Source organism: Clostridium folliculivorans (assembly GCF_024341905.1).
Taxonomy (GTDB): domain Bacteria; phylum Bacillota; class Clostridia; order Clostridiales; family Clostridiaceae; genus Clostridium_AR; species Clostridium_AR folliculivorans.
In genome coordinates this window covers 203,564-216,464 of sequence record NZ_BQXY01000005.1, presented here as the reverse complement: position 1 = coordinate 216,464, position 12,901 = coordinate 203,564, and the positions used below count along the sequence as shown (strand labels likewise).

Here is a 12,901-nt window from a genome sequence, read left to right as displayed (position 1 = left end):
AGAATTTAAAAATATAAACATTAGGCGCTATTAAAGCACCGTGCTGAAATTGATTGGTTAATCATCCGACGCTTTAATGAGCTTACGCAAAGAATTAATATGAAGTAGTACATTCATAAATGAAAAAAATCACCTACTAGATATAGATAAGAATATAATATTCTTATACTACCTCTAATAGGTGCAAGTTCAAGTTTGGAACTTATTATATATTAACTATAAGGGTTTGCTATTTATAATTTTTCACTTCATAGATATAGTGTTTTCTAAACCTTCATAAATACATATGAGAGGATTTAAAAACCTTTCTCAAATTGTGAAGTGATACTTTTATACATTCTCACCATTGGTTTCTATTACTTCTTTATACCAATAGTAACTCTTCTTCTTGATTCTTCTTAAATCCTTGTCTCCAGTTTCATCCTTATTTACATAGACAAAACCATAACGTTTTTGATACCCATTAAGCCAGCTTAAAAGATCTGTAAAAGACCAAGTGCAGTAACCTATAAGTTCTACCCCATCAGTTATTGCTTCTTTGCAAGCTTTAACGTGAGCTTCTAAGTAAGCTATTCTATAATCATCATTGACAACATCATTTTCTTCTAACTTGTCAAATTCGCCAAGTCCATTTTCTGTTATCAATATCGGTAATCCATATCTATTAGTTATTCTTCTAAGTCCTATTCTTAAACCTTCAGGATCTATCTCCCAATCCCAGTTAGTAGCTTCTAAATGCTCATTTCTCTTAGTTTTAAATACTCCTGGAATACCACTGTCTTGAGTAGTTCCCTTTTTACCTGAAGTATTCATCTTAGCTTCTCCAACACCATCTAGTGGATTCATTTCAACGGTAGCTGTTCTATAATAATTAACACCCATAAAATCAGGAGTACCGCTCTTAAGAAGTTCTATATCTCCCTCTTTTATTTTTGGTGCTAAGCCTTTGCTTGCTAAGTATTTATATGCAGCCTTTGGATATTCACCTTTAGCATAAACATCCATCCACCAATGACTAGTTAGCTCTTCATGGTTTTCAAAAGCTAATATATCTTCTGGTTTACTGCTTGCTGGGTATGTTGGTGAATAAGCAAAACTTGGTCCAATCTTTCCATCTGGAACTATCTTTCTAAAAGATTGTATTGCTTTAGCGTTTGCTAAAAATGCAATATGGTTTGCTGCATAAAGTCTCTTTTGATCCTTTACTCCAGGTGGATGTAAAGCTGTACCATATCCTAGACCTATAAATACATTTTGTTCATTTAAAGTAACCCAATGTTTTACTCTATCTCCATAAGCCTTGAATAAAGTTATACAATATTCATTAAAATCATCTATTATTTCTCTTGATTCCCATGCACCATAAGCATCCATCAATGCTTGAGGAACATCCCAATGGTATATAGTTACAAGAGGCACTATGTCATTTGCAATCAATTCATTTATAAGATCATCGTAGAATTTTAATCCTGATTCATTAACCTCGCCTTTTCCATTTGGATAAATTCTGCTCCAAGCTATAGAAAATCTGTAGGCTTTCAACCCCATTTCTTTCATTAGGGCAACATCTTCTTTATATCTGTGATAATGATCTACTGCAACGTCACCATTTGTTCCCATATATGTAGTTCCAGGTAGTTTAGTATATATATCCCATACAGAAGGTCCTTTGCCATCTTTATCCCATGCACCTTCTACTTGATATGCTGCTGAAGCTGATCCCCAAAGAAAATTATCTGGAAATTTACTTAATTTTTCGTATATCACAATCACCACTCCTTTTACCTCATTTTATATTTAAACCTTTTATCAGTAAACATTTGCAACAACAATAGTAACATGTTAACTAGTATAGACATTTTGTTTTTTCTAAAAACAAGCTGTTACAAAAATATTGTATTAATAAAATTATTTTATTATAATATCTATTATGCTTTCTTTTAGTTTATACAAGCATGTATTGCTATTTATAAACTTTATTAAAGTATAAGATTTGATAACACCTAAATTTCAACATATGAATAAATAAAAGGTTAGATGGGAGATTTTTATGAATACTATATTATTTGATTTAGATGGAACTTTGCTACCTATGGACACAGATGAATTCACAAAAATATACTTTACTGAAATGGCTATATATCTTTCAGATCTTATTGATGGAAAAACCTTAGCTAAAAACATATGGACCTCTACCGAAGCTATGGTAAGAAATTTAGATTTCAAAACTAATGAAGAAGTATTTATGGAAGACTTTGCAGCTAGAATCGATTCAGATATAAATATATATAAAGAAAGATTTTATACTTTTTATGATACAGGTTTTTTAAATGCTAAAAAAGCTGTATATGAAAATGATTATATACAAAAAAGTGTAGACCTACTAAAGGAAAAAGGTTATGAGCTCGTTATAGCGACAAACCCACTTTTTCCTCTTAAAGCAATACTTCATAGAATAAGATGGGCAGGATTAAATGCCAGTGACTTTATCTATATATCTTCATATGAAAAGAATCATTACTGTAAACCTCAAGTTAAATTTTATGAAGAAATATTAAATGATTTAGGAAAAAAAGCAAATGACTGCATGATGGTAGGTAATGACGTAGAAGAAGATATGATTGCTGGTAAGCTAGGAATTGGAACTTATCTAATAACTGATAACTTACTACAAAGATCTGAAAACGAAGCTAATGCAGACTATAAAGGTACTTACGAAGACTTTTACAGATTTGCTGAAGGCCTTCCAAAATTAGTTTAATTTATATATTAGGAATCCTTACATGATTTATAGAAACTGTTATCATGTGAGGATTATTAAATATTTATTATTATTTATCTGTTCATATCCTTAACTCCCATAATAATCATAGTTGTTACTAAATTATATTTATCATATAATTGACTATAGAGATACCCATAGAAAAATCGCTGAACCGATTTTCTTCAGTGAATTTTTTACGCATCTGCCTTTCCGAGTAAATATGAGGAAAATCCGGCAGTAGATACATTCTTCTTTTTGGAGGCATACAATGGCTTATATTTTTTATAAAGATGGACATGCTGTAGATAATACAATAATAGACAATCTAAAAGACATTGATGAAAATGTACTTTTATATATATCACAAGATAAACGTGAGGCCTTTTTTAGGAGCCCTCATAAGAATAATGTAAACACAATAAGTAGAGATATAATTCATAAGGATAAAAACACCATATTCTTAAGTATTCCATATTTGAATACACACAGTAAATACATATTAGAAGCTGTATTATATAAAAACACTTTGATTTTAAATGTAAAAGATAAATCATGTATTGAATTTCTAAAAGAAAAGTTGGTTACTGACATAAATATAAACTCTAAGTCACTATTACTTCATTTATTTGAATATCTATCATTTGTTTATAGCGATAAGTTAATGAGATTAAATGAAGCTATAGAAGAACTTTTTGAAAATGCAATTTCAGATAAAACAATAGAAATGGAACAAATCCTTAAGAAAAAAAAGATTGTATCACTTATTAAAAGATACACCACATATTATAAATCTATGGTTAACTATTTAGAGGACGAGCTTTCTGAGGAATTAATGTTTAATAAAGTATTTTTTTCTTTCGATCATACTCTTCAAATAGTAGAAGATGTTCAAAGTTCTATATATTCCTGCATTGATATATATAACTCTATCTCTGCTAACAAAATGAATAAGACCATGGAACTATTAACCTTTATAACAGTATTTACTCTTCCTCTGACCATAATTACTGGAGTCTTTGGAATGAACTTCGAGAATATGCCTTTACTTTCGAATAAGTTTGGTCTTTTACTAGCTTTTTTATTGGCTGTAATAATAGCAATACTTGAATTTTTATATTTTAGAAGAAAGAAATATCTATAATTTATATAGATTACAAAGAGGTGAACTGTAGATGACTACAAAAAAATTATCTTTAATATTTTGCACTATGTTGACATTAAATGCTTTATTATATGGTTGTACAAAAAATGAAGTTGTAGCAACAAACACTAATACAAGCAGTGAGCCTAACATCATAAAGTATGATCCACCTGAAGACAGTTCTTCAAAAACAAGTGCAGCTACAAATAGCTCTTCTATTTCTAATAAAAATAGCAGTTCAAATATAAAAAATTCAACTAATAATGCTCAATCACCAGCAGATAAGAATAGTTCTGCATCAGCAGTAAAATCAGTGACCTCAAGTAAATCTTCTAATTTAAATGCTAATAATGCATCACAAGTTAATGTTTCAACAGAATCAGCTCTATATGATGCTATAAAAAAAGGAATCGAAACTGGAACTGATATATCGGTCGATTTATCTAAGATTTCAATAAATGGAAGTTTAGTTGATTTTGCTTTAAAGGTCGCTAGTGAGACGGGTTACGCAGGCTATCTTGAAAATGTTCAATATAACACAACTGGAAATAATGTAGTTTTACACTTCAACTATAAAGCAGGAAAAGATGGCTTTACTTCACAAATCAATACTGTTAACTCACAAGTTCAGCAAATAGTTGCTTCAGTTATAAAACAAGGAATGAATGATTATCAAAAAGAATTAGCTCTTCATAATTATGTGGTAAATAACACTGTCTATGACTATAAAAATCTTGAGCTTAATTCTCTTCCTAATGATTCCTTTACAGCCTATGGAGTATTTATTAAGAAAGTGGCAGTATGCCAAGGCTACTCTGAGGCTATGTATAGACTTTTAAATGCAGCAGGAGTGAATAATAAAATCATTACTGGAACTGCCAATGGTGTACCCCATGCGTGGAATCTTGTTAGTATAAATGGAGCTTACTATCATCTAGATTCAACCTTTGATGATCCAATATCACAATCTGGAAACCTCTTAAGTTATAATTACTTTAACGTAACAGATGCTCAGATATCCAGAGATCATAGTTGGACTAAAGGCAATTATCCTGCTTGCAATAATACCGCAGCAAACTACTTTAAAGTTAGTAACTTACTCGCAAATAATCAAAATGACTTTTATAATATAATTTATAATGGATTAACAAAAAAACAGACTACAATAATGTGTAAGACAAGCAGTTATGATACTAATACTTTTTCACCAAATGCATTAGTAGATGTAATTTCTAAACACCCTGAATTAAATTATATAAATAATTCAAAAGGTTTTTCTTATAGTTATGATCAAAACTCATCTGTAATGGAGTTTTTCGTAAGCTATAAATAATAAAGCCTATTACAATTAAGTAGTTCATCTATATAAATTTTAGGTTATATTATTGAATTAAATTTAATATTGTAATTTGTAAAGTAAAAAGACTGAAATCTTTATGATCTCAGCCTTTTACTTTATATCTTTGTTGCTAATATCCCATAACTTGTTCCATCAAAGTTGAAAACTTCTTGAACCTTAAATCCAGTCATAGCTAATAACTCTTTTATAACCTCTATTGATATTAGATCTTTAGCTTTAATTTGGTGTTCTTCGCATTGAATTGAATGATTTAAAAGGGCGAGTTTACCATTATCTTTTAACATTCTATTAATCTCATCTAAGAAAGCTTGCTTATCCTCTACTTCGTGTATCACATTACATGCTATTGCAAAAGTAATCGAAGAAGATTCGAGTTTAAGATTGTTATGATCAGTTTTAATTGTTATTATATTATTCAATTCGCTAAACGTAGCTCTTTTATCTACTTCATCTAACATTTTTTCAGAGTTATCCAAAGCATAAATTTTATTTCGATTTATTATTTTTCCTAAAGGTATAGTAAAATTGCCTCTTCCACAACCTATGTCTGCAACAACATCCTCTTCACTTACTCCGAATTTCATCAAAATTTCAAAAGGTGAAGCTTCAAGTTTTATCAAATCATTTTGATGTGTAACACTGCTTTCTATATTTAATTTATGTTCCATATATAAAATCCCCTTCCCAAGAAGTTTATAATTTCAGATGCAAATATCCTATAACGATTATCTCCATTTTTTCATATTTATAGACTAAATATAAATTTATTTACTCCAAAAGGACATTTGCTCTATTTTATCCTCTTTCAAGGATGATATTGACAATCCTATTAATCTTATTTTCTCTTCTAATTGTAGATTTTCTAATATATCTATAGCTTCGTTATACAAATCATTTTCTTCTCTTATATAGCTGTTTAGAGTCCTGCTTTTAGTATGGTTAATGAATGATGATGTTTTTATTTTAAGTGTTATAGTCTTTCCACTAATATTCTTATTTCTAAGTATAGAACTTATATCTGAAGAAAACTCTTTTATATAATCTTTAAGTTCCTCTATCTCATCTGTATCAACTCTAAGAGTACTCTCTTTTCCTATAGATTTTCTTTCTCTTGATGTTATGACCTTTCTATTATCTATACCTCTTATTCTATCATAAATATCATGTCCAAACTTACCGAAGTATTCTATAAATATATTCTCAGGGAGTTTATATAATTCCTCCACATTAAAGATTCCTATATTATTTAGCTTTTTAACAGACTTTGAACCAAGACCATATATCTTGTTTATGGGTAATGGAAACAAAACTTCTGGCACCATTTCTTTAGTTATGATTTTAAGGCCATTTGGCTTGTTCCAATCAGATGCAAGTTTAGCCAAAAACTTATTGTAGGATATGCCAACAGATAAAGTAAGTCCTATATCCTTTTTAACTTTATTTTTTATGTAATTTGCTATATCTATTGGTTTTTTATTTATATAGCTTATATCTAAATAAGCTTCATCTATACTTAATGGTTCTACATAAGGAGTAATATCACGAAATATATTAAATATACTATTAGAAATTTCTTTATATCTCCAAAATCTTGGTTTTACAAACACCGCATTAGGACACAATTCCTTTGCCATAAATATAGGCATAGCGCTCCTAACACCAAAACGTCTTGCTTCATAAGAGCACGTAGCCACTACTCCCCTATTTGATGTTCCTCCCACAATAACTGGCTTACCTTTTAAACTAGGATTATCCAATACTTCTACTGAAGCAAAAAAAGCATCCATATCTACGTGAATTATTACAGTATCCACTCAAACACTCCATTCAGCGGTAAAGCATTTTTTTATTTGATAACATAATTATTATACCAAAAAGAACACATGTTTCCACATAATTTTAACAATATTCTTAAACATAGGCTTTTTTTATAGCTAGAAGTTCCTATATTAATCTATATTTTGTACATTCATATATACAAATTAAATTAAATATAGGAACTTTTTAGATTTATTAAGAATTATATTTCTTTAAAAGTTCTAGTGCTTGCTCTTCAGGTATCGGTTTAGATATATAATAACCTTGTACAATATCACACTTATTATCCACTAGATAATTATATTGTTCTTCCGTTTCTACTCCTTCAGCTACTACATTTAAACCCATTTGATGCGCAAGCTGTATTATTACACCAACTATACTTTCATTTGTTTTGTTTGCATCTTCTGAACATAATTCATCTATAAACACCTTGTCTATCTTTAAAGTATCAAAAGGCATATCTTTTAAATAAGTTAAAGAGGAGTATCCCTTACCAAAATCATCTAAAGATATTTTTATAGACTTTTCTTTAAGCTTATTTAACTTAGTTATGTTTTTATCTATAGACTCCATAAGTATAGACTCTGTAATTTCTAAATTAATAAATTTAGAGTCAACGCTGGATTTAGCAATGATACCTTCTACCATGTTTAAAAAATCATCCTGTAGAAGTTGTACTACTGATACGTTTAATGATATATTGATATCCTTATAACCTAGGTTATGAATTTTTGTTATAAACTCACAGGACTGTTCTAATACCCATTTACCAATTTGTATGATTATTCCCGTCTTTTCAGCTAATGTTATGAATCTAAATGGAGAGACAAACCCCAAAGTTTCACTGTTCCATCTTATTAAAGCTTCAAATCCTTCTATTCTTGAATCCTTTAATGATATTTTAGGCTGAAAATGAAGTACAAATTCATCTTTATTTAGAGCTAATCTCAATTGATTTTCCATTATAAGCATTTCAAGTATGTTATCATTCATCCATCTTTCAAAGAAGGTGAAGGTTCTTTTACCTGCTTCTTTTGATTTATACATTGCAGTATCAGCATTTTTTAAAAGTTCTTCAAAATCATGTCCATCTTTTGGATAGATTGCAGCCCCAAAACTTGCTGACGTTATTACATTAACACCATTTACTGATATATTATTACCTAACCTTTTCGCTAGATCATCTATATAAGAATTTATAAATTCCTTATCTATTGCATTAGGTAATATAATCAAAAATTCGTCTCCTCCATGCCTTGAAACTATACCCTTATCTCCAGTTACAGACTTGATTCTTTTCGATACCTCTATTAATAAATCATCCCCTATAGTATGTCCAAAAGAATCATTAATATTTTTAAAATTATCTAAATCCATAAATATTACAGCTATATTTCTCTCTTTATCTTCCTTTATAAGTTCATCAAACCCTCTGGAAATTTCAGTTCTGTTGGGCAATCCAGTTAGAGAATCGAAGAATGCCAGTCTCTTAATCTGCTCCTCTTGAAGCTTTTTCTCATGAATATCAGAGTGTGAACCAACAATTTTAAACGGTCTTCCGTAGTTATCCTTCATTGATTTGCCAATACCATGAATCCATTTATATTCACCATCTTTTTTTCTTATCCTAAAATCAAATGAAAAAGTATCCCTTATTCCTTCACTTACATCATTAATAAGGTTTCTAGCAGTAAAACAGTCTTCAGGGTGTAATATTTTAAACCATTCATCCATATCTTTTAATTCTTCTCTTGATAAATCAAAAATTTCATACCATCTATCTGAAAAATATCTTTCTCCAGTTGTTAGATTAATCTCCCATAATCCATCATTAGCTGTTTCAAATACTAACTTATACATTTCTTCATTTTTTTGAATAGTATCTCTATTTTCCTCTAGCTTTATATATTGATGTCTAAGTTCCTCATCTGAAACTGCTAATTCTTCATAGAGTTCAGATAATTCATAGTTATTCTTTTTTAAATCATCTTCAGCTTTTTTTCTTCTTAATATATTTATTATTAATATTGTTACTAAGGCTGTTAGTATAAGTATAACTGATATAACACCCCATACTAAATGCTTATAAGTCTTATAAAAAGAAAAGTCTTCATTTACTATAACACTATCTTTTGGCAATTGATCCTTTGAGATATTAAACTTTTTCATTACATTATTATCATAAATACCAACAATAGCCTTTTTATTATCACTTAGACTCTTATCCGGCAAAACCCCATTCATAATATTTATAGCGAGTTCAGCTGCACTTGCTCCATGTTCTTCTCCACTTAGTAAACTACCACCAATAATTCCATGATTTAAATCCATTTTATAAATTCCAAATATAGGTACTGATAGCTTGTTACTTAAAAAGTTTGTTAGTTCCTCATTTTGAACAGTTTTCCCTTCATTATCCCTTGCATAAGTTGTAACAAGTACAATACTGTCTTTATCTATTGCAGGAATGTTTTTTTCTAAGTTATCTACTGATAAATTATTAATTTCCTGTAGATCAATTTTACTATTTAATTCATTTAATTCTTCTTTTACTTCCTTAAAAGATGCTATGCCAGTTTCAGTGTTATCGTGAACAACATACAACTTTTTTGTATTGGGATATATAAATATTGAGGATTTTACTGTGCCACTAATGTCATCATCTTCAAATACTCCATAGACATTGCTATATCCTTCTGTCATCCTTTTAGCAGCTTCATTAAATACTCCCGAAAAGACAATAGGTATATTTCCAAATATTTCTTGCCTATTTTTAACTGAAAAATCTAAGGCAGCATCATCAGTTGTCATTATCAAATCTATCTTTTTATTTTGATACCTAGATTTAATTAATTTCTCCACCTTGTCCAAATTCTCTTTATATGGGCTATTCTTCCAATCTATATATTCAACATAAACTTTGGATTTCGGCTCAGTTTCTTTAAACTTTCTTAATATGCCCTCCGTTTGCTCTATTGTCCATGTATAAGTACTATCATAAGAATTTATTAGTAAAATATTCTTTTCCTGTTGCTCTGCATTTGTTACTGGTGGATTTATAAAAGGAATCAAAAACCCTACAAGCATAAAACTTACAAAACTTGTTATAAATATATTGAAAATCTTCTTTTTCTTAAAGTTTTTGTTATAAAACACTCCTCTTCCACCTTCTTTCTTTGCAGACAAATCCACTTACTTTTTTACATTAATTCCATAATATTTATAAATATTATAATCTATACGAAAAACAATGTCTATTAACATTAATTATTTCATAATTACTTTAATTTATCTATTAAACTAATCTATATACTTCTATCTTTTTGTTTATACCATTTTTATATAAACACCGAAACTATTCATAAAAAAACTCTAAATAATTCATCTAATATCATTATCGTACAAAATCTTTTTTTCTACTCTGTTAAAATATTCATATAATGTTAATCAAGAAAATATTAAAGCTTTTCAGGCCTTTTTTCAATGATTAAACACTGCAAAAAAGGTCTGAAATATTACTATAATATTTTAATTATACTTATCCGTAATCTAATCTAAACTCAAATAAAAGCACCTCACGCTCATTTACCAATAATACTTAGAGCTTCACTCAAGCTTGTTACCGGCTCATTGCAAGTAAAATTCCTGCATATATATATTGTTGTTTTATCGTCTACTCTATCTTGATATCTTGTATAATCTGCTATTTCATGAATCATAGGATGAGATTCATTAGTATTTTTTGCAACTAATACTGAAGCAGGTGAACATACTGATCTAATATTGCTTACATAACTTTTAAACTCATCTGAGTTAATATCACCTACCACAACTACCTCTTCACTTTTACTAAGAGATAAAAGTATCCCAGACACCATTTGAGTATAGGCTATTGGACTTTCTTTTATAGTATCAGAAAATACTTTTTGAAGTTTTTCACCATATTCTTCATATTTTGTTTCACCTGTTATTCTACTAAGTCTAAGAAGGTTGGTGAAGGAAATAGAATTTCCAGAAGGTATGGCTCCATCATATATTTCCTTCATTCTACTAAGTACTTCCTCTTCATTTGATGAAGTAAAATAAAAACCTCCTTCTTCATCCCAAAAACTCTTTATTTGTTCATTCATCAGATCAATCGCTTTTTTTAGATACCTGTCATTAAAGGTAGCTTCATAAAGCTCTATTAACCCGAATATCATAAAACTATAGTCATCAATATTGCCTAATATATTCCACTGACCTTTACAGTATCTATGAAATAAACTTCCATCGCCATCTATACTACTAATAAAGAAATCAGCACATTTTGAAGCAACTTTAGCTAAATCTTCCCTGTTAAATATAGCTGCTGCTCTGCTTAAAGCCGCTATAATCAGACCATTCCAGTCTGTCAATATTTTATCATCCATGTGAGGATGTACTCTTTGCTCTCTCTTCTTAAACAAAGTGTCTCTTATTTTATCTAAAGTTCTATTTAAATTATCATCATACTTATCATGACTGAGTTCACTTAATTTCTCTTTAAGATGCAGTATGTTATGACCAGTAAATCTTCTTGTAGCCTCATCTTTAAAATTGCCACTTTCTTTTAAATTATATACCCTACTTAAAAGCTCAAGTTCTTGATCATCTAATATATCTTTTAATTCTTTTATAGACCATACATAAAACTTGCCTTCTTCTCCTTCACTATCTGCATCTTCTGCAGAATAAAATGCTCCTTCTTTTGATAATAATACTCTAGTGCAATATGCTAATATTCTCTCTGCAATTTCCTTGTAGTAATCATTCTTTGTAATGTTATAACAATCGGTGTATGCTAAAGTTAGCATAGCTTGATCATAAAGCATTTTTTCAAAATGAGGAAGCAGCCACTTTTCATCAGTAGAGTATCTATGAAATCCATAGCCTATATGATCATAAACTCCCCCAATACTCATACTGTCTAGAGTTTTAATAACCATATCTAAGGCTTTTTGTTCCTTATTTATATGATAATAATTCATTAAGAACAACAGATTATGAGGTGTTGGAAACTTAGGCGAGTTACCAAATCCTCCATTCTTATTATCATAACTATTACTAAGTTGCTTAAAACAGAGCTCTACAACTTCTTTACCTAATAAATTCCCAGGAGAAGTCTTTGTTGCTTCTTTTATTCTCTCAGATATATGCTCTGCAGAATCAAAAAGTCTATCTTTCTCGTGATTCCACAGTTTCTTAGTTTTATCTGCAAGTTCAATCATTCCTATTCTTCCATACTTACTAATCTTAGGTATATACGTACCTGCAAAAAACGGCTTTTTATATGGTGTCATTATTATGGTTAAAGGCCATCCTCCACTCCCTGTAAGCATCTGACATACTGTCATATATACATTATCTATATCAGGCCTTTCCTCTCTATCTACCTTTATTGATACAAACGTATCATTCATAAGTTTTGCTACCTCTTCATCCTCAAAACTTTCATGAGCCATAACATGACACCAATGACAAGTTGAGTATCCTATACTTAAAAATATAGGTTTATCTTCTAATTTTGCCTTTTTAAATGCCTCTTCATTCCATGGATACCAATCTACTGGATTATAGGCATGCTGCAAAAGATAAGGGCTTTTTTCATCTATTAGCTTATTCGCCATTTCAACTTTAGTTTTCATATAATCATTCCTTCATAAAAAAATTTTCCATTCATCTGCTACATCGTTTTAATCATCTCATACATTATTTTGTATATATAACTATTAATAATACACTTATTATTAATTAATTAGATATTAAATTATTTGAACTATATCAATAAAAATAT

At 29.4% G+C, this 12,901-nt stretch carries 8 protein-coding genes; 3 read left to right on the top strand and 5 right to left on the bottom strand.

What is annotated here, in order from left to right; genetic code table 11:
- Nucleotides 1-330 precede the first annotated feature (330 nt).
- On the bottom strand, nucleotides 331-1,767 hold the full coding sequence (locus tag OCU55_RS15750) for a glycoside hydrolase family 1 protein (protein ID WP_261853250.1): 1,437 nt from the start codon (nucleotides 1,765-1,767) through the stop codon (nucleotides 331-333).
- 283 nt (nucleotides 1,768-2,050) lie between these two features.
- Here OCU55_RS15750 and OCU55_RS15745 point away from each other — a divergent pair, with 283 nt between their 5' ends.
- From OCU55_RS15745 to OCU55_RS15735, 3 genes are all read left to right on the top strand, one after another.
- Nucleotides 2,051-2,761, top strand: a complete 711-nt coding sequence (locus OCU55_RS15745; RefSeq protein WP_261853249.1) for an HAD family hydrolase — start codon at nucleotides 2,051-2,053, stop codon at nucleotides 2,759-2,761.
- Nucleotides 2,762-3,032: 271 nt separating this feature from the next.
- Complete coding sequence (locus tag OCU55_RS15740; protein ID WP_261853248.1) at nucleotides 3,033-3,905, top strand: magnesium transporter CorA family protein; 873 nt, start codon at nucleotides 3,033-3,035, stop codon at nucleotides 3,903-3,905.
- Between the two features lie 31 nt (nucleotides 3,906-3,936).
- The gene (locus OCU55_RS15735) at nucleotides 3,937-5,238 is read left to right on the top strand and encodes a transglutaminase domain-containing protein (RefSeq protein WP_261853247.1); all 1,302 of its coding nucleotides are present in this window, start codon (nucleotides 3,937-3,939) and stop codon (nucleotides 5,236-5,238) included.
- Nucleotides 5,239-5,360: 122 nt separating this feature from the next.
- Here OCU55_RS15735 and OCU55_RS15730 read toward each other — a convergent pair whose 3' ends face one another.
- The 4 genes from OCU55_RS15730 to OCU55_RS15715 all read right to left on the bottom strand — a co-directional run bounded on the left by OCU55_RS15730 (nucleotide 5,361) and on the right by OCU55_RS15715 (nucleotide 12,752).
- Entirely contained in the window at nucleotides 5,361-5,933 is a 573-nt protein-coding gene (locus OCU55_RS15730) for a class I SAM-dependent methyltransferase (RefSeq protein ID WP_261853246.1), read from the bottom strand.
- A gap of 96 nt (nucleotides 5,934-6,029) precedes the next feature.
- Complete coding sequence (locus OCU55_RS15725) at nucleotides 6,030-7,079, bottom strand: DNA polymerase IV (RefSeq protein ID WP_261853245.1); 1,050 nt, start codon at nucleotides 7,077-7,079, stop codon at nucleotides 6,030-6,032.
- 199 nt (nucleotides 7,080-7,278) lie between these two features.
- Nucleotides 7,279-10,242: an EAL domain-containing protein gene (locus OCU55_RS15720; RefSeq protein WP_261853244.1), complete on the bottom strand. Its 2,964-nt coding sequence runs from the start codon at nucleotides 10,240-10,242 to the stop codon at nucleotides 7,279-7,281.
- A gap of 425 nt (nucleotides 10,243-10,667) precedes the next feature.
- Nucleotides 10,668-12,752 carry a thioredoxin domain-containing protein gene (locus OCU55_RS15715; RefSeq protein ID WP_261853243.1) on the bottom strand — a complete coding sequence of 695 codons (2,085 nt, stop codon included), beginning with the start codon at nucleotides 12,750-12,752 and terminating at the stop codon, nucleotides 10,668-10,670.
- Nucleotides 12,753-12,901 lie beyond the last annotated feature (149 nt).

Bases quoted from the DNA above. Each gene is read 5' to 3' on its own strand.
- OCU55_RS15745 (WP_261853249.1), top strand. From the start codon at position 2,051: ATGAATACTATATTATTTGATTTAGATGGAACTTTGCTACCTATGGAC.
- OCU55_RS15740 (WP_261853248.1), top strand. From the start codon at position 3,033: ATGGCTTATATTTTTTATAAAGATGGACATGCTGTAGATAATACAATA.
- OCU55_RS15735 (WP_261853247.1), top strand. From the start codon at position 3,937: ATGACTACAAAAAAATTATCTTTAATATTTTGCACTATGTTGACATTA.
- OCU55_RS15730 (WP_261853246.1), bottom strand. From the start codon at position 5,933: ATGGAACATAAATTAAATATAGAAAGCAGTGTTACACATCAAAATGAT.
- OCU55_RS15715 (WP_261853243.1), bottom strand. From the start codon at position 12,752: ATGAAAACTAAAGTTGAAATGGCGAATAAGCTAATAGATGAAAAAAGC.